The sequence below is a fragment of the Pseudomonas sp. LBUM1645 genome (genome assembly GCF_059716185.1).
Window position 1 is genome coordinate 4,938,017 of record NZ_CP166811.1, and the last position, 18,791, is coordinate 4,956,807.

16 protein-coding genes are annotated in these 18,791 nt (G+C 51.7%); 10 read left to right on the forward strand and 6 right to left on the reverse strand.

Annotated features, from left to right (window positions below; all coding sequences use genetic code 11):
* Positions 1 to 232: 232 nt before the first annotated feature.
* The 6 genes from ACA079_RS22335 to ACA079_RS22360 all read left to right on the forward strand — a co-directional run bounded on the left by ACA079_RS22335 (position 233) and on the right by ACA079_RS22360 (position 5,936).
* A complete protein-coding gene (locus ACA079_RS22335) occupies positions 233 to 1,024 on the forward strand; it encodes a CPBP family glutamic-type intramembrane protease (RefSeq protein ID WP_497700976.1) in 792 nt (263 codons plus the stop codon).
* Positions 1,025 to 1,350: 326 nt separating this feature from the next.
* Complete coding sequence (locus tag ACA079_RS22340; RefSeq protein ID WP_497700977.1) at positions 1,351 to 2,052, forward strand: ABC transporter permease; 702 nt, start codon at positions 1,351 to 1,353, stop codon at positions 2,050 to 2,052.
* A gap of 13 nt (positions 2,053 to 2,065) precedes the next feature.
* Positions 2,066 to 2,719, forward strand: a complete 654-nt coding sequence (locus ACA079_RS22345) for an ABC transporter ATP-binding protein (RefSeq protein WP_497267018.1) — start codon at positions 2,066 to 2,068, stop codon at positions 2,717 to 2,719.
* 48 nt (positions 2,720 to 2,767) lie between these two features.
* Positions 2,768 to 3,874, forward strand: a complete 1,107-nt coding sequence (locus ACA079_RS22350; protein ID WP_497700978.1) for a KpsE/RkpR family capsule polysaccharide export protein — start codon at positions 2,768 to 2,770, stop codon at positions 3,872 to 3,874.
* Positions 3,875 to 3,914: 40 nt separating this feature from the next.
* Entirely contained in the window at positions 3,915 to 4,994 is a 1,080-nt protein-coding gene (locus ACA079_RS22355) for a polysaccharide biosynthesis/export family protein (RefSeq protein WP_497704361.1), read from the forward strand.
* Between the two features lie 153 nt (positions 4,995 to 5,147).
* A complete protein-coding gene (locus ACA079_RS22360; protein ID WP_497700979.1) occupies positions 5,148 to 5,936 on the forward strand; it encodes a YqiA/YcfP family alpha/beta fold hydrolase in 789 nt (262 codons plus the stop codon).
* A 157-nt stretch (positions 5,937 to 6,093) separates the two neighbouring features.
* Here the strand turns inward: ACA079_RS22360 and ACA079_RS22365 are convergent, their stop codons facing one another.
* The 6 genes from ACA079_RS22365 to ACA079_RS22390 all read right to left on the reverse strand — a co-directional run bounded on the left by ACA079_RS22365 (position 6,094) and on the right by ACA079_RS22390 (position 13,195).
* On the reverse strand, positions 6,094 to 7,116 hold the full coding sequence (locus tag ACA079_RS22365) for an SGNH/GDSL hydrolase family protein (RefSeq protein WP_497700980.1): 1,023 nt from the start codon (positions 7,114 to 7,116) through the stop codon (positions 6,094 to 6,096).
* A gap of 240 nt (positions 7,117 to 7,356) precedes the next feature.
* Positions 7,357 to 8,283 carry an FkbM family methyltransferase gene (locus ACA079_RS22370; RefSeq protein WP_497267026.1) on the reverse strand — a complete coding sequence of 309 codons (927 nt, stop codon included), beginning with the start codon at positions 8,281 to 8,283 and terminating at the stop codon, positions 7,357 to 7,359.
* Positions 8,280 to 8,960, reverse strand: a complete 681-nt coding sequence (locus ACA079_RS22375) for a 6-hydroxymethylpterin diphosphokinase MptE-like protein (RefSeq protein WP_497267028.1) — start codon at positions 8,958 to 8,960, stop codon at positions 8,280 to 8,282. Before ACA079_RS22375 ends, ACA079_RS22370 begins: the two co-directional genes overlap by 4 nt.
* On the reverse strand, positions 8,947 to 9,912 hold the full coding sequence (locus ACA079_RS22380; protein ID WP_497267030.1) for a glycosyltransferase family protein: 966 nt from the start codon (positions 9,910 to 9,912) through the stop codon (positions 8,947 to 8,949). Before ACA079_RS22380 ends, ACA079_RS22375 begins: the two co-directional genes overlap by 14 nt.
* Complete coding sequence (locus tag ACA079_RS22385) at positions 9,896 to 12,061, reverse strand: glycosyltransferase (RefSeq protein WP_497267032.1); 2,166 nt, start codon at positions 12,059 to 12,061, stop codon at positions 9,896 to 9,898. The genes ACA079_RS22380 and ACA079_RS22385 overlap by 17 nt, the downstream gene beginning before the upstream one ends.
* 198 nt (positions 12,062 to 12,259) lie before the next feature.
* Positions 12,260 to 13,195 carry a KpsF/GutQ family sugar-phosphate isomerase gene (locus ACA079_RS22390; protein ID WP_497700981.1) on the reverse strand — a complete coding sequence of 312 codons (936 nt, stop codon included), beginning with the start codon at positions 13,193 to 13,195 and terminating at the stop codon, positions 12,260 to 12,262.
* A 90-nt stretch (positions 13,196 to 13,285) separates the two neighbouring features.
* Here ACA079_RS22390 and ACA079_RS22395 point away from each other — a divergent pair, with 90 nt between their 5' ends.
* From ACA079_RS22395 to ACA079_RS22410, 4 genes are all read left to right on the forward strand, one after another.
* A complete protein-coding gene (locus tag ACA079_RS22395) occupies positions 13,286 to 14,521 on the forward strand; it encodes a phosphotransferase family protein (protein WP_497700982.1) in 1,236 nt (411 codons plus the stop codon).
* 202 nt (positions 14,522 to 14,723) lie between these two features.
* A complete protein-coding gene (locus ACA079_RS22400) occupies positions 14,724 to 16,757 on the forward strand; it encodes a capsule polysaccharide biogenesis protein (RefSeq protein ID WP_497700983.1) in 2,034 nt (677 codons plus the stop codon).
* A gap of 26 nt (positions 16,758 to 16,783) precedes the next feature.
* Entirely contained in the window at positions 16,784 to 18,016 is a 1,233-nt protein-coding gene (locus ACA079_RS22405; protein WP_497267040.1) for a capsule polysaccharide biogenesis protein, read from the forward strand.
* Positions 18,013 to 18,789 carry an SDR family NAD(P)-dependent oxidoreductase gene (locus ACA079_RS22410; RefSeq protein ID WP_497700984.1) on the forward strand — a complete coding sequence of 259 codons (777 nt, stop codon included), beginning with the start codon at positions 18,013 to 18,015 and terminating at the stop codon, positions 18,787 to 18,789. The genes ACA079_RS22405 and ACA079_RS22410 overlap by 4 nt, the downstream gene beginning before the upstream one ends.
* Positions 18,790 to 18,791: the final 2 nt, after the last annotated feature.

The following is an 18,791-nucleotide window of genomic DNA, read 5'->3' on the forward strand; positions in this document are numbered from 1 at the left end:
TAACAATGTCACAGCAATCACAGGCCACGTAATCATGTGCGTCCCCTGGTTCAGGATCATCCGGTAAAGCGCCATTCGAGCGAATGTCAGGCACTCATAGACATAGTCACACCCTGTGCTCTAAGCACTCCATCTTAAGGAAAAATATCAGTGCGCCAATTGCTGACTCGCGGGTATATCTGCCTAAATGCCCCACATTAGGTAGCGATGCCAGTCAATAAGGATGACCCTGATGCTCGTACTGCTCTGGCCGTACCTGACACTACTTTCTGCCGGCTATGTCCTCGCACTGACCTACGGGCAACTGACCGTCCAGGCAAGCATCGCTATCATCCTGCTGCTGCTCGCTGCTTTCGCCGTCCAGCAACAAAACTACCGCTTCGCTCGTTACCTCGGCCACACACTGTTCATCCTCCTGGCACTCGTCTTGGCGCTCCATATATGGCCGGGTTTTTACAATGCCAAAATGATCGTCCAGGAGCGCTTTACCGAAGACGCCGTGCCGTTCTCGATGAACCTGAATCTGGACAAACCGCTGATTGGCTTCTGGCTGTTACTGGTGTGCCCATGGATCGTCGGCCGACACTCGTTGCCGCAGACGTTAAAAGTAAGCGCCGTAGCCTTGAGCCTGACGACACTCGCCACGCTAGGAGGAGCCTGGCTGCTCGGGATCGTCGAGTGGGCACCGAAATGGCCAGATCAAGCCTGGCTCTGGACGAACAATAATCTTCTGCTGGTGACGCTGGTGGAGGAAGCGCTGTTTCGTGGCTATATCCAGGGTGGCCTGAGCCGACGCTTCAAAAATCTGCCCTACGGCGAAACCCTGGCACTGCTACTCGCTTCGTTGTTGTTCGGCCTTGCGCATTTTGGCGCTGGCTGGCAATGGGTGTTGCTGGCAAGTCTGGCGGGTGTCGGCTATGGCTTGGCCTATCGATTTGGCGGTTTGGGTGCTGCTATCGCGACCCACTTCGGTTTGAATCTGCTGCACTTTGGATTGTTCACTTACCCTATGCTCGCCAGCTAAACAGCCTCGATGTTGAGCAAACGGATCAAGTCTTCAGCCTCGGCCAAAATGCCACCAAAAAGGGCGAAATCAACTGCTTAGAAAGAGGGAACTAAGCGGCTTGACTCCTGTCGCCTACAGCGTTTAACCTCCCGCCCCACGAATGGAAGCGATCTGTCCTACGTCGACAGAGAGTCCTCTGAAAATGAATTCAAGCAACGCGTTTATCGCGCCGTTGTGCTGTGCGGTAAATACTCTTGAAGCCTCGCTCGCCCCTCCAAATCAAAAAATCCGTCATCTTTGCTCTGGTTTTACGCGAAGCGCGTGCGCGCATCGGTGATAGCCGCATGGGTGCGGTGTGGATGTTGCTTGAGCCGATTTGCCATCTGTTGATTCTCAGCGTGTTGTTCTCGTTGATTCGCGGCAGAAGCGTGGCCGGCCTCGACTTTCCGGTGTTCGTGCTGGTAGGCCTCGCGCCTTTTCTACTGTTTCGCAACATTGCGCTGCGCCTGATGGACAGCCCCCGGGAAAACCGTTCGCTGTTTGCCTACAAACAGATCAAGCCACTCGACACTTTTATAGCCCGTGCACTCGTAGAGTTCAGTATTTCCGCCACGGTCTACTCCATTCTGGTGTTCGGCTTCGCCTGGTATGGCTTCGATATGTCGATCAAGGCCCCCATCCAATGGATACTGACCATCTTGCTGGGGGTGTTGTTTGCCTTTGGCCTGGGCATGCTGCTCTCCCTGATCGCACACGCCATTCCTGGCAGCAAACTGTTCATCCGCATGATGTTCTTCCCGCTGTACTTCATCTCCGGCGTATTGATCCCGGCAGCCTATCTGCCACACGCGATGCTGCCGCTGCTGCTGCTCAATCCATTCCTGCATCTGCTGGAACTGATCCGCGCCGAGATCTTTCCTTACTACGTGCCAGTCGATGGCGTCTCACTCCATTACGTCGTTGCCGTCACCCTGGTTCTACTGTTTGTGTCGCTTGGCACCTACCGGGTTCGTCGACTGCATTTGATCTCCACCAAGAACGGCTAACCGCAGGCTTCCCGTGTTCGAGCTCAGAAACATCACCAAGTCGTACCTGACCCCCAAGGGGCGTCGCCACGTTTTCCGAGATCTGTCGCTAAAAATCCCCGCCGGAAAAAACATCGGCCTGATCGGTCGTAACGGGGCTGGAAAATCCACCCTCATGCGCTTGTTGGGTGGCGCCGATATGCCCGACTCCGGAACTGTTGCCACAGACAAAAGCATCTCCTGGCCCGTGGGTTTGTCCGGCGGCTTTCAGGGCAGCATGACCGGCCGCGAGAACATCAAGTTCGTCGCCCGCGTCTACGGCGCCGTGGGTGAAGCCATGCGCCAGAAAGTCCGCTATGTCGAAGACTTCGCTGAAATCGGTACCTGGATCGACGAGCCAGTCAAAACCTACTCATCGGGCATGCGCTCGCGCCTGGCTTTTGGCCTGAGCATGGCGTTCGACTTTGACTACTACCTGATTGACGAAGTCATGTCCGTGGGCGACGCACACTTCAAACGCAAGTGCGCCGAAGTCTTCGAGGAGCGACTGCAGAAGTCCAAGGTTGTGCTGGTCTCGCACAACATGAATGAAATTCAAAAACTCTGCGATGTCGTGCTGCTGGTGCGAGATGGCGGAGTGCAGATCTATGACGATGTCGCCGAAGGCATCAAGGCCTACAACACCTGATCGCCCTGACCATGGCGTGATTGTTTTATTTCAAGGATGCGTGTGCATATGAGCAGTACGGGTAAATTCAAGGGCTGGCGCCTGACTCTGGGGTTGATCGTGGTACCGCTGGCACTGGCCATCGTTTACTACAACTTCTTTGCCGTGGACCGCTATGTCAGTTCCGCGCAAGTCGTGGTTCGTCAGGAAGGCAGCAACCCTGGAGCCCAACTACCAGGACTCGGCATGCTGCTCAGTGGTACTAACCCGGCATCCCGGGAAGAAACGCTATACTTGCGCGAATACATCGTATCGATGGACATGATGCAACTGCTGGAAGATCGCCTGCACTGGGTTGAGCAATACACCGCACAACGCAATGACCCGTTCTTCTGGCTGAAGGCGGATACGCCGCGAGAAGACCTGCTTGAATACTACAAGCGCATGGTCTCCGCTCACTACGACGAGACGACCGGCCTACTCAAGGTTGAAGTACAGGCCTTCAGCCCTGAACTGGCCGAGCAAATGGTCAAGACCATTCTTGAAGCCAGTGAACACTTCGTGAACGAAGTCTCCCACAGCATCGCCCGCGAGCAGATGCGCTTCGCCCACGGCGAACTGGAAAGCGCGAAGAAGAACTACACCAAACGCAAAGAAGAGCTGCTGCGCTTCCAGAACGTGAACAAGGTACTGGACGGCAAAAGCTCTGCTCAGGGCCGTGCAAGCATTATCGACACACTGGAAGGCGAGTACTCCAAAGAGCGCGCCGTGCTGACCGAGATGCTCTACAAACTTCGTCAAGACTCTCCGCAAGTCAAACAGCAACAGCAGCGGGTCAACGCCATTCGTGAGCAACTGGCGACTGAAAAACGCATGCTGGTGTCGGCACCCGACGGCGACCAACTCAACGTGGTGGCCTCGCGCTTCCAGCAATTGATGCTGGACGCCGGCATCGCCGAAGAAACCTACAAAACCGCCGTCGCTGCACTGGATAACGCACGAATCGAAGCCAGCAAGAAGATTCGCACGCTGGTCACCGTGGTCACCCCTAATACTCCGCAGCTGGCCCTTTACCCAGAGCGCTTGTACAACCTGGCGACCATTTTCCTGGCACTGCTGCTGCTGTACGGCATTACTCGCTTCCTAATTGCATCGATCGAGGATCATCGTGATTAAATCCATTTCCAACCTGCCCCTTCGCCCCCTGAATTTGAGCATGCGAAACAGCGCAGTTGCGGGTTTGATGCTGGTGACTCTGACATTGGCAGGTTGCGGCGGCACCCTGTCCGGTGCTGGCCCCTACAAAGGCACCATTGAAAACAAGAACACCGCCTATGACCTGGTAGACATCAACGCAAACACAATTGCACCGTTCATGCGCTCACCGTCCAAGCCAGTCAAGGCAACCATTACCAGCCCAATGGCACAAAGCGTCCGCCTGATGGGCGGTGATGTGATTAGCGTGCTGATTACCGATAACGCCCCGGAAGGCTCCAGTCTGTTTGCGCCCCTCTCCACTGGCGGCACCCAACTTAAAGTGCGCATCGACTCGCAGGGCATGATTTCCCTGCCCTATGTCGGTCATCAGTTCGTAGCGGGCATGACCCTGATCCAGGTTGAAGACTTGATCCGACAAAAGCTCAAGGGCGTAACTTCCGACGTACAAGTGCACGTTGATCTGGTTGGCGACCTTTCCGGCTCCGTACTCGTTGCCGGGGCGGTGAAAGCTCCAGGGCGTTTTTCCACCCTGCAAGGACCGCTGACCCTTCTTGACGCCATCAACCAGGCTGGCGGTCCGCTCCTGGAGCCGCACCTGGTTAATGTCACTGTGCGCAATGGCGATCAGGCCAACACCTTCAACTACGAAGAAATACTTGCCGGCAATAACTTTGCCCTGAAACCCAACTCGGAAGTTGTTCTGGACCGCTCACGCCAGCGCTTCGTGGCAATGGGCGCCGTGGGCGAGCCTGGCTTGCACGATCTGCCGTCCCAAAATGCAAGCCTGCTCGATGCGTTGGGCTCCGTCGGAGGGCTGAAAGAGACCAGTGCGAACCCTCAAGGGGTCTTCGTGTTTCGAATGGGTGACTCCAATCCGAAACAACCCGCAAAACCAATCGTCATGCGTATCGACATGCGTGATCCGGCAGCCATTTTTTATGCGCGCCAAGTCATGCTCAAACCTGACGATACGATTTATGTGACCAATGCTGCTGTCTATGAATGGCAAAAGATCATTGGCCCCATCGTACAGACCCTCCTACTTGGACGTGCAGTTGGTGTGAGCCCTACGAACTGACAATCAGCCCCTCGACGACTGTCGCCTCAACCGTAACGAGGCGACAGATGATCACACTCATCCGAACCAATTCCCCTCGTGGATACTCCCGCTCCAGGTACTTGTTGGTACCGTACCGCCATTGTTAATAGCCCACCCCAATGAGTGCCTCAGATGGAAGCCATCAGCAGCAAAACTGTCCCCTCTTTAATCGTTAGTCAATCTGCTGAGGATTGTGCAGAAACCAGCACCGGCAATGAGAGCGTCTCACCACCCTCTAATGTAGAAAGTGCTTTTCAACGATTTGCACATAAAGCCAATGGCATCGATGCACTTGTTATGTGCGGCAACAATCCAAAAAGAGCAGTGATCTCTTTCACGAGTATGAACCCGGGGAAATATGAGCGCTGGTCATGGTTCCACAATAGACATAAGGAGGGATGCGAAGATCTATACATTATCTTCAGGGACAATGACCACCGCTACTACATAGGCAGCGACACAGCCCCAACACAAGTCCGCTACCACAAATTCATTAGCGAACACCTACAGAAGCACAACCTCACAAGTAAAGACACGTTTTTGGTAGGCAGTTCCATGGGTGGGTATGCCGCACTCTATTTTGGCTTTTGGATGGATGTTGCAGGGGTAATTGTTACCAATCCTCAAGTTGACTACCAGAGTTCGCGCAGACATTCCTTACAAAACTGGGAGCGCCAGATTCGCGAAGCAGGTACGAACTGGGTTGATCTTAACGATTTTATTTATAGATTCCCATCCAAACCCAAGCTCTACATAGAGCATGGCGATTACCCGGCAGATGCAGCAGCAGCACAAAAGCTTTTCTCAACACTTGACGACTTGAAGCTTACATATACGCGCTGTTATGTAGGCGGCGATCATAGCTCGACAAATATGAACGCACATTCACTATTTAAAATCATTGATTTCTGGGGACAATAATTTAAATCTGTCTGCCGCAGGCCGCAACACGGATTAATCATGCACACCAGAGTCTCAGACACATGGATTGCTTACCCCTTGACCGCCCCTACCCGCCAATCTTGCATTTTATAAAAAATGCCAAGTAACTTACACACCCCTTGGCATTTACAATAGCTCAAACCTTCTTGATCACTTCAAGCGCAATGTTACTTACACTAACAAAGCACTCCTCATCAAAAACCCTGAGACCAACACGAAGTTGTTGCACATTGTCAGGTAGAATAATCGGCATGGAAAACTGCTGCCTGCAATCTGCAATCAGATCTACATAGAAATGCCATCCAGACGACCTGGAAAAGGAATATTTGTGCTCAGTGGAGAATATTGGCTCCTGATCAAACTCTACTTGAACCACTAAAGCCTTGTGTTTTCTGACCGATTTGGCCGTGCAGTCGATGTTAAGCGAAACAATATAACCTGACTGACCTTCACTTGGGAGTTCTTGCGACGCCAACCAGTGTAGATCTAAATGATTTAAACCAAACTCACTCACACTTAAAGACCGAGAAAAACTCACTGTCTCTTCAGTCAACAACGAATTCTTTATACGATCGAATATACTTTTAGCGGCTACAGAGGCCCCTATATGACTAACATGAAGCTTGTCGTAGTAATAAATATCATTCTTCATGATCAACTTATCTAAATCGACAAGCTCAACAGATTCATTTGCCGCAAAGACCCGAACCCTGGAATTTATAAGCTTTAAATCTTCGTTACTTTGAATCTCAGGATAAGTACAAATATACAACTTTATACCGTGAAGCTTACAGATAAAACTTACAACCTTCAGGTTATCGACCAACTGATCTATATTTTCGCTTACGGATGATTTTGTCCAACTTTCACTTAAGTCTTCCGGAACAATATTTCCATGAAACTTACTGCGATTGCTATAGCCACACTCATACCTTAACGCCGCAAGATCATTTGACGATGTAACAAACACAACTGCTTTCGGTGCATGACAAACAACTTTATTCAACAAAAGATTAGTTGCATTTAAATTGGTAGTCCCTGAAACACCAGCATTTAAAACCTGATAGTCATACCCATTCGCCAAAAGCATTCTTTCTAACTGCGAAGCTATTCTTTTATCCTCGTCAATATAAAGATTCTCCACAAATGAATCGCCCATCAAGACTATTGTCCGAGGCGAGCATTGGTGGGTACCACTGACGATGTATCCATTCTCATCCGTCCGAACGACGTAAGCAGTATTCTTATCGAGCCGCGGCCGATCATTCAAATACGACTCATCGGGAGTGTAAGTTTTGTGAATGTTTGGCTGAAATTCTTTTAGTCTTATTTGTCGCTTTGACATTGTCACACTCTCGAAATTGCAAACTTCCACTAACGGCTGACAACAAGCTGCATATTAATTGAGCTCGATAATCTCAAACCCTGGAAGCAGGTTCAGCAGTTCACTGCCACTTTTCACACTTATAAATGTATTGTAATCCGGCGGATCTACAGAAACCGGCGGCGATACATGCTGCACAAGCTTCATTGAAGATTCGGATATTTTGTAGTACTTGTATCCAAGCGAACTGAAAAAAACAATAATATCATCGGTCTTCGCGGTAGGCAAAAGCTCACATATTATATCCGGCAAATATCTACCAATTGCCTTTCGTGCCCCCTTCATTATTAGATGCTCGGCCCCCTCTGCATCTATTTTTATTAACCCAACACCAGGAATTGCATTTGACTCAATGAAGGAATCAAGGGTAAGGGATCTGACTCTTTTTGACTCGTGAGGGGCACGCGTACAAGCATCAGGAACCATTGAAGATCCCGACACCAAAATATCCTGACCGGAATATATAAGTAAATCTATTTCCGAATCGCTATCTGATACAGCAAAATTAAAACAATTTATATTCGCGGCAGAATTAGCAGCTTTGTTTATCAAGAGCCTTGAGTACACTCGATCCAATGCTTCAACTGCGTAGATTTTAGATTTAGGACTGGCTTTGGATGCGGCGAGAGAATAAACACCAGAATAAGCACCAACGTCAAAAATGCTCACACTTCTTCGCGCCAATGCAGTCCACAATTTCAGGCTAGTACTTTCATACGCATCAATGCCTCTCCAGAAGTAAGCTTGCGCGACAAAATCGTCATTACTACTAAACATCGTAAAAGACGGCACACCAGAAATTTCTACATCAACAAAACCATAATAAGGCGATACTTTCGGATTTACCAACTGCTCCAATACATTCTGCGGCAAGTTATTTATGTACTGAAGTGCATTTTTTAAAGCGATTGCTCCTGCATTTTTTGAGTTTATGACATTCATGCGAAAGCATCACTTGATGTTACCGCCTGGGCAAAAGGCTCATATTCGATATAGGGCCGAAGAAACGACATCTCGCTGCAACTGACCAGTCTCTTGCCCTCACTTTCAAGCAGATTACTGGCGTTCACAATATTCCATATTTGAACACTAGTAAAACTATCTTCCAACTGCGGATTAGTTTCTGTATAAAATCTTGGCGACTCTACCTGATACCTTAGGTCGCACCCCAACAGGTATATATCGGATACACCTAAATAATAGGCCAGTTGAATCGCAAGCATCGTGGTCGTACAGCCAAAAAAATAACCAGCATGGAGATTTTTTGAGAAGCCGTCGCGCTGCAAGGCCGGAATGTAGTAAGTAGGGTTAGCTAACTCGCTGTGGTCTAGCTCTTTCAGCTCAGACCTGAGCACTCGAACTGTTTCTGGGTGAAGAGCTGTTGTCGCCAGATGCTTTTTTTCAGGATGGGCTATAAAGCGCGTATCAGATAATACATAGTAATTGGAATGGAAATTATGGCTAGCCTCCAGCAAAGTGGATGCATTCATTCCAATGGTCAACTCCCCCTTGAGAACAGAGAGATCTTCCTTCGCAATAGAAGGTCCATTTGCCAAAATAAAGGCGCGTCGCCCGGCCTCTTTATTTTTCAACGATTTGATGCTGTTAAATAATTTCATATGCTTTATCAAAGACCGTTGCCATTTTTTCTGGGGTAAGGTGGGCTTTAAAAAATTCGAAACTTTGCTCTTGGAGTTCAGCGGTTTTCTGCCAGTCATTGGCAAGATCTTCTAGCAAACCCGCAATACTTTCTCCGGTCGCATAGACGAACGGGGGAAACAGTCCGTCCGTGAAGTTCGAAAACACGGCTTTACAAAAAAAATCAGCCCTGTTAATGGTAACGTTGCCTGCTGCCAATCCCTCGATTGAAACCTGATGAAAACCGCCTGTGGCTATTTCATCAATGGTAACGTGACACGTCTTTCGCATAGCCATCAACGTTTTCGGAGCAACCGGTTCCGCGGGAATGATTGCTTCGATTTTTCCTAACTTCACAAGAGCATCTATAGCAACATCGAGCTTTTCAACGTACTTATTATTCCATCTACCAGGGCGCAGATGAGTAGGACTAAAAATCACACGAAGCTTTTGATTTTTTTGTCTTGGAGAAAAACTTGGAACATCATGGACTATGTTCGGTACGAAGATATGATCCTTATGAATCCTTGGCTGAAACTGCCCTACTACCAAATTGGCACTGAAGGGTAGATTGATTTCAGCATGCCTAGGCAAATATAGAGGCCCCTCTCTTAGCGGTGAATGCGCCTGATAGAAGTAACGCGCATTCTGATTACTATTTATCAAGCGCTCCGCCCATGCATCCGGTATATCATTATGCACATGTATAATGTCAGCCGCGTGAATAGCCGCATCAATTAGCGGCTTGGTAAACTCATTCTCTAGAATATATTCTTCTATGAATTTTCCAGCCAACGGTCCCTTGACCGGATAGTCATTCAGCGCCACTGCTATCGAGTCATGACCATTCAATCTTTGCGCAAGAGCAATTTTCGAAGGTGCTGCGACCAAAGGTGTCTGTGAAACATGAACAATCTTATACTTCTTTGACATCAAAAAGCCCCCCATCCATCAAACAAGCTTCAATCAGGTTCGTGGCGGGATGACCCGCTTCTACTGCTTCGCAAAGACTTCGATAACGCATGTAAGTCGACTCAAGCACTGCAATGCCCACGATTGAATTCGATGTTTTTTCGTAGATATCCATCATCGTTTTCGAATTTGTATAATCCGTCTTCCTTATTTTCAGGATTCCTTGGTGATGACGCTCGTCAAAATCAACGAAATCCACCTTATCGAAGGCAGATATCCCGCGAATATGCAAAGGCAACAACATATCGCGCTTTTTCGGAAAACCTTCTTGCAGAATTCGCCGCATAGCCAACGATATACCATCTACCGTTTCTATTTTAATAACACGCCTTAGCTTATTATTTTTTACATCTACAGCGTCCGTTGAAATAACACCATCTACAGAGTCTGGGTCGACAGACAAATCGTTGCGTGTTTTTATCAAGATTATCTTTTGCTCTACACCTGCATAACGCAGCGCGTTGCATACATTACTTGGGGCATTCAGCAAGAGAATAAAATTCAACAGAGATAGACTATTTTTATTCTTTACATCTATCCGATTTACAATTGACAAAGCCGATTGAGCTTCAGAAACATTAAACCTCCCAAACTTCATTCTTGAAGAATTCACATACTTAAAATCTTCAAATTGGTTGAGATCATCAATAATTTTTTGCACCAACGATTCATCTTCGAATTCGTGATGCATAAACGCGGTGGAGTAACCCGCTGGCTTCGACTCACTGACCCTAACTTCAATCCGCCCAGTTTGCTCTATAACAGTGCAATAGTCTCTGGACGGGACCAGGGCATTTGAATCCAAAACTACGCTCGGGCCAATTAAAGGCCCAGCAATCAAATCACTTACCGATGGGAGAACCATGAAGTCGGGGTGATCTTTAAACTCTTCTCTTAGCGCCATCAGCTTTTTTAGTTTGCGCTCAGAAATTTTCCTGCGCAAATACTTCGCTTCCGTCGAGTCTCGAAAAAAAGCGACCGGATGGAAAATTAATTTTTGAGTTTTCCTGACAAGTGTAGAGCTTTTCTTTTTTTTCATTTGTTCCTGCTGGCTTTGAACCAAGTCCTTTAGATAATTCTCTATGTTTACGTCGGGGCGGCGAATAATATTTTTTTTATTATCATTCTCAGCCAATAGCTGTGTTGTTCCTTCACGAAAGGCCTGGTTTAATTTGTCAGATACATTACCCTGATCTTTCCACGGTGTTTTCAGAGCACCTTCAATCTTCGATACGAACGATGCAATATCACCTGAGGGCACGGAAACCAAATTTGAGCCACCATCAAAATACTCCACCGCCCCCAAGTGCTGCCACAGTATTACTTTGCAACGAAATGCCAAGGCTTCTATGGCCACCATAGAGGCTGTTTCAAAAATACTAGGAACTATGACCACCGTTGAAAGTGAGTAAATCTCACTTTTCTGCATCAATCGACCATCAAAGAACGTTATATTTTTAAAACTATTCAGAACCGTACTGTCCGTGGGAGGACATACAATCGCGAACCGTAAGTGCGGAAGCCTGGAAATTATTTCTACCAGAGACAATATCCCCTTAAGCCGCTGAAATCGTCCGACGAAAGTCACATCAAATTTTTGTACATGATTCGTCGTAACAATTACCTTCGGTGCGGGATTAGGATAGGCATATGGAATTTTATTAAATTTGAATAGCGCACAACTGGCAAAATACGAAGCCCATGATGGAGAACTCAGATATCGAGCGCGTGATATTTCCTTTTGCTCTTTGCCAACAGCAGATTGGCAATAAGGCATACCCTGAACTGCCGCACCGAGACTTCTTGAACAATGCAACCGTATATGTATGGGATATGCTTCCGGCACCAAAAATGTAGCAGCGAGAGACTCGGGCGCCTCAATGCACATTATATTTTTTCTGAAACCCAGAATCTCAGCTTTCACTCTTATTCGAAAAGCCTCGATGGTTTCGAAGCTGCCGATCTGAATGACTCCCACCTCTAGACCTAGCGCGGTTAATTGCTCCCCCGCCAAGCGGACATAGGCCGTGACGCCGCTGTCCGCTCGATTGAAAGGATCAACAAATAAGTAAATTCCGCCACTAGAGTTTGCCACTTGAAAACCTTTCATCAATTAGGTAACCGTTGTCACCTTATAATTACCCATGCAAACGTCTTTTAGTTGAATTACTAGAACGAACTACAGGCTCCCTGACCTAATCCACATCCTCATGTTAATGAAGTCGATTGAAGCGGCGTATACGACCCACCTCCATAACGCAAACCTTCATTGGTCCAAAGGCTTGATCTAGGGTCGCAAGCAGAATGCTCAGTCAAAAATCTCCACAACCCCCACAACCTCATCACTCCCATCAGCCGTAACCGGCAACGCCCGAATCTTGTGATCCAGCATATAAGCCTCAGCCTCAGACAACTGAGCTGACGCCTTCACCGTATGCGGATTCGGCGTCAGGAAGGTCGCCACGGTTTCATTCACAACGCCCGGATTGCCCAGCAGCGCACGGCGCAGGTCGCCATCGGTGACGATGCCGATCAGTTTGTCTTGCTCCATCACCAAGGCCAGGCCCAAGCGGCTGGAGGTCATGACCAGCAGGCAGTCGTGAAATGAGGTTTCACGGGAGACTTTTGGCAAACCGGTGTGCATGACATCGCTGACGCGGGTCAGCAGTTTGCGACCGAGGCTGCCGCCGGGGTGGTAGCGGGCGAAGTCCATCGGTTTGAAGTCCAGCGCTGCGATCAGCGCGACGGCGAGTGCGTCGCCCATGGCCATGGTGGCGAGGGTCGAGGTGGTTGGTGCCAGGTTGTTTGGGCAAACTTCGCGCTCGACGGAAATATCCAGCCAGATGTCGGCGTGTTTGGCCAGGGTCGATTGGCCGTTGCCGGTCATGGCGATGATCTTGTTGCCGAAGGACTTCAGGCTCGGGATCAGCTTGATGACTTCTTCGGTTTCGCCGCTGTAGGAAATCAGGATCAGCACGTCGCTCGGCTTGAGCATGCCGAGATCACCATGAAAGGCTTCGGCAGGATGCAGGAACAAGCTCGGGGTGCCGGTGGAGGCGAAGGTTGCGACCATTTTCTGGCCGATCAGCCCGGATTTGCCCATGCCGCACACGGCTGCACGGCCCTTGCAACCGAGGATGAGCTCTACGGCGCGCTGGAACTCGCCATCGAGACGTTCTGCGAGTTGGCTAATGGCTTGCGCCTGGGCGCAGAGTGCATCTTTGGCGATTGGAAGGTGATTCATGGGGACGCTATCGTTCCTTGATTTGAGTGGCGCGTATGTTAACGGCTGAGTCGTCAGCAGGGAACGTTGGCGTGTGGGCTTTTCCGAATAATGCGTAGGAAATTTCGTCACCTCTGTTGTCATCCTGACCGCAAGCATGGCAATGCACGGATGGAATCCGTACTATCGCGCCTCCTCTGTTCGACTGTTACGGAGGGTGGCAAGGACACTGCGCCCTTCACTTGTGTGTCAGGCCAGAAACAGGATGGATGTTTACAGTTGGAACGCATGAGCACCAAATCGAATACCGAAACATCAGTCAGCGGCAGGCATGCGTTCTGGTTAAGCCACGCCACCCTGGAAAAACGCTTGGGCTTTCTCTTGCCGGGGTATCGGGCAGACGGATTTAGCATCATTACCACGGACCTCGCGTCCAACGCTTCCTTCGTCAATTACGTCCGCCATCACCAACTGACCGACCTCGACACCGGTGCAACACTGGATGTGGTCGAGAAGTCGATTCGCAAAGTCGCGTTTATCACTAGCCTGGAGTCGCGTTTCTATCGAGAGCGGGATGTCCTGGCCGAAAGTGTTCACTTCAAACACCCCGCGTGCCTGGGCGTTATCGAAACGCCCTGGGAAAGCCTGATTTTTACCGATTACGTGCAAGGGCGAGCACCTCGAATGGCGGCTATAGCCGTGAACGTGGCGCGGGGGATTGCCGAGATCGAAACCTTGTCCAGTCTGCACGTGCAGCGGACTTCGCGGTGGCAAGCGCACAGGTTCTGGACGATGGATTTTTTTCGGCCCTGGTATCTGTTGAGGTCACGTTTCAATTTCGAGCGCTTTTTACCTTCCGTGGAAAAGCTGGCCAAGCAGGATGACCACTTCATCGGTCTGGCCGAGCGTTTGCGCGCCTTGAGTCCGGCGCTGCGGCGAGTGGCTGCTGAGGCCAGGAACAGCCAGCGCTGCTTTTGCCATATGGATTATCTGCGCAAGAATCTCTTCCTCTCGCCCCAGGGGTTACAGTTGATCGACTGGAGCGAAGTCAAGGTTGGGCGAATTGGTTTCGATGGGGGCGCGTACCTGAGCGCGATCTTTCGGCGGAATGATTTGCCGGGCTTTATCAAGGTCCGCGATGAGTTTTTGCAGGCCTATGTCGAAGCGCTGGATGAACGATTCGACCGCCAGAGCGCGACGCTCAACCTCAACTATGTCTTCCTGCTGAACGCTCTGTGGCACTGCTTGCGGCCGGAGACGATTGCTGAGTACCAGAAGAAAGAAAAAATGCCGTCTTTGCGTGAGAAGTATGACTACTTGCTGACACTCCCCCTCCCCGTCAAATGACAAAACGCGCTGCTCAGCGCAGGCCGTTACCCAACGCGATAACGCCCAACATTTGTAGGAAACTTCCTACTTTTATCGTTATAAATTGTCGGCTTTGTATTATCATCCGCGCCCACCTATGGAAGAGCGTTGCCTGACGCGCTTTGGATTTTTTCGCGTCTCGCAACCGAGTGCGTCACTTACGGATATCCGCTGTTTTTTTATGGACAAAATCCTCCTGAATCGGCCGTGCTTGCTGGTGCTGTCTAAAGGCGCTCAGCAAGTCACCACCCTGCCCGCCCTGTTGCCCGACTATCGATTGCTGTCTGGTTCGACGCGTGATGTCGCTCAGGCCGATATGTTGCTGGCGTGGGGTCGCAAGCCAAGCGCCCTGGTCGCGCAACGGGAAGCGCAAAAAGCCGGTCTGCCTGTGCTGTCGGTAGAGGATGGTTTTTTGCGTTCGGTGGGCCTCGGCGCGGATGAGCCGCCGTTGTCGTTGATCGTCGATGACCTTGGGATTTATTTCGATGCCGAGACGCCGTCGCGCCTTGAAGTATTGATCCCGACAGCCTTGAGTGAAGCTCAAATTCTCCGCGCCCGGGCCTTGCAGGCGAGCTGGCGAGAAGAGCGCGTTTCCAAGTACAACAACGCCCGCATCGAGGCCTGCCCGTTGCCACAACCTTGCGTGCTGGTCGCTGACCAGACCAAGGGCGATGCCTCACTTCAGGGCGCTGGCGATGCTGATTTCGAGCGCATGCTCCAGGCTGCACTCGATGAGCATCCTCAGAGCACGGTAGTGGTCAAGGTTCATCCGGATGTCGTGGCGGGTCGCAAGCAGGGTCACTTTGATTTGGCTGCGCTGAGCAAGCGACCGCGCGTTCAGGTGATCAGCCGCAATGTTCATCCTGCCGAGTTGCTGAGCGAAGTTCAGGCCGTGTACGTGATGACCTCGCAACTAGGTTTCGACGCGTTGCTGTGGAACGTGCCGGTACGGACTTTCGGCATGCCGTTTTATGCCGGTTGGGGTTTGACCCGGGATGCGCTACCCGCGCCGATGCGTCGTCAACCGGTCAGCCTTGAACAGTTGCTGCACGCGGCACTGGTTGAATACCCGCGTTATGTCGACCCGGAATCCGGTCAGGCCTGTGAGCCTGAAGTGGTGCTGGCCTGGCTGGGTCTGCAACGACGGATGCGCAGTCGCTTGCCGGAACAGCTGCACATGTTTGGTTTTTCCAGATGGAAGCAGCCGCTGGTCACGGATTTTTTCAACGGTTCATCCATCCGTTTTGCCAAGCGTTCCGGTCATTTGAAAAAAGCCGGGGCAGTTGTGACGTGGGGCTGCGCCCATGACTCGGCCATGACCAGGCTTACCCACGGCAACCATGCAGGAAGAGTCGAAGACGGATTCCTTCGTTCAGTTGGCCTAGGCGCAAACAAGACTCGCCCACTGTCCTGGGTCTTCGACGACCTCGGTATCTACTACGACGCTACCCGCCCCTCGCGTCTGGAACACAACTTGCAGAACGATCCATGCAGCCCTGCCCTGCTCCATCGGGCAGGTGCTTTGCGGGAAGCGATTTGTGCGGCCGGCGTCACCAAGTACAACCTCCCCGGCACGCAGTGGAAACGGCCTGTCGGTGTGAACAAGGTGATTCTGGTGCCGGGTCAGGTTGAGTCCGATGCCTCGATTCGCTACGGCGCTCACCGCATACGCCGCAACCTCGATTTGTTGCGAGCGGTGCGCGAGCGCCATCCGCAGGCATGGCTGCTCTACAAGCCGCATCCGGAAGTCGTGGCCGGTACACGCAAGCGCGGTGATGACGAAGAGCTGACCGCCGACTGGTGCAACCAGGTGGTGGGCGACGTGCCCTTTCACCAGTTGCTGCAGGAAGTGGATGAAGTCCATGTACTGACCTCCCAATCCGGCTTCGAAGCTTTGCTACGCGGGATACCGGTCACCACGTATGGACAGCCATTTTATGCCGGATGGGGTTTAACCACGGATGAGGGCATGCACCCTGACGTTCAGGCGCGTCGCAGCAGACGGTTGAGTCTGGACGAACTGGTGGCCGGCACCCTGATCAACTACCCGATTTATGTAAGCCGCATCACTCAAAAATTTACGACACCTGAACGAACTCTATTGGAACTGCAGAACTGGCATGAAGTACCAGCACAAGGAAGGAAGCCAAGATGGCGCGAAGTGATTCAACGTTTACTCCCCAGCGCTTTGAGAACATCGCAAAAGAACAGTTGAACCCCGCTGGTACTGCAAGACGCTCCGTGTCGACCAAACCGCGCAACTCCTTTTTGTTCCTGCAAGGTGTCAGTTCCCCCTTCTTCGCCCGTTTGGCTCAAGCCCTGCGTGCCGAAGGGCAATGGGTCAAATCCGTCAGCTTCAATATGGGTGACACCCTGTATGGCAAGGGTTCGCGCGTGTTTTACTCGGCCCGGCCCGAGCAGCTCGAAGACTTCTATACCCAGTGCTTCAAGGCGGAAGGCATCACCGATCTGGTGCTGTTCGGTGACCGTCGTCCCGTGCATTTGCCGGCCATCGCGCTCGCGAAACGCCTGGGCGTGCGAGTGCATGTTTTCGAAGAAGGGTACTTCCGGCCTTATTGGGTCACGCTGGAACGTGACGGGGTGAACAACCATTCGTTGCTGCCACGTGACCCGGAATGGTATCGGGAAGTCGGCAAGCACATTCCGCGTTATCACAACGGCGACTCCTTCAAGTTGTCCTTCGCCTCCCGCGCCTTCCACGATGTGATGTATCACGTCGGCGGTGCCTTGAACAAAGTCTGCTTCCCGCACTACAAGACCCACGCGCCTTTTAACGCGGCGGTCGAGTATGCCGGCTACATTCGCCAGGGCATTCGTCTGGCGAGCGCCAAGGGACGTGATTCATCGGTCATCAGTGAAGTGGCGCGCAATCGCCATCGCACCTTCTTGTTGCCACTGCAGCTGGACAGCGATGCGCAGATCCGCGATCACTCGCCGTTCAAGCACATGAAGGATGTGTTGAAGCATGTAATGGGTTCGTTCGCCCGCCATGCCGGCAGTGACACGCGCCTGGTGGTCAAGAATCATCCCCTGACCCCGGGCATCGTCAACTATGACCGTATCACCCGGCGCATTGCCCACAAACTCGGCATCGCCGATCGCGTGGACTTCCTCGAAAGCGGCCACATGCCAACGTTGCTGTCCCACGTCGCGGGCGTGATCACGGTCAACAGCACCGTCGGTGGTTCGTCACTGATGCACAACGTGCCGACCATCGCCCTCAGCGACCCGATCTACAACCTCAAGGGGCTCACCCACCAAGGCAGCCTCGACGATTTCTGGCACACGCCGGAACCGCCAGACACCACGCTGTTCCAGCGCTTTCGCAGCACAGTGATTCACACCACCCAGGTCAACGGCGGCTTCTATACACGCTGCGGTATCGACATGGCCGTGAATAACTCGCTGGAAGTGCTGATGGCCAAAACCTCCAAGATTGAACGGTACCTATGACGCTGCACAAAAACCCACGCTGCATCCTTATCACCGGGGCCACGGGTGGCATCGGCGGCGCGCTGGCACCGGCCTATGCTGCGCCGGGTGTGACCCTGATTTTGCAAGGCCGGCGCACCGAGCGTCTGGAAGAAATGGCCGAGCAATGCCGCGCTGCCGGCGCTCGGGTCATCCTGCACGCACTCGATGTCCAGGACCTGGTGGCGGTGCGCGAATGGGTGACCCGGATCAGCGAAACCGAGCAACCTGACCTGATCATTGTCGGTGCCGGACTCAATACCGCCGCGGGTCCGAACTCGGAAGATGAAGTATGGGAACTGTCTCAGGCCGTGATCGAAGTGAACGTCATGGCAGCCATCGCTACTGTGCAGGCGGCGTTGCCGACCATGCGCGCTCGAAAGCACGGCCAGATCGCCCTGTTCAGTTCCCTCGCCGGTTGGCGCGGGCTGCCCGCCACACCCAGCTACAGCGCCAGCAAAGCGGCAATGAAGGCTTACGGCGAAGCCATGCGCGACCTGGTCGCCGCTGACGGCGTGCGGATCAACGTGATCATGCCGGGTTATGTCGAATCGAAAATGTGCTTTGAAATGCCTGGACCGAAACCGCTGCTGTGGAACCCGGACAAAGCCGCGCAACGCATCCGTCGCGGCCTGGCAGCCAACCAGGCACGAATCAGTTTCCCCTTCCCTTTGAACCTCGGATGCTGGGCCCTGGGTGTGATTCCCCCGCGGATGTCGTCTGTAATTTTGCGATGGCTGGACTACGGTGCCTGATT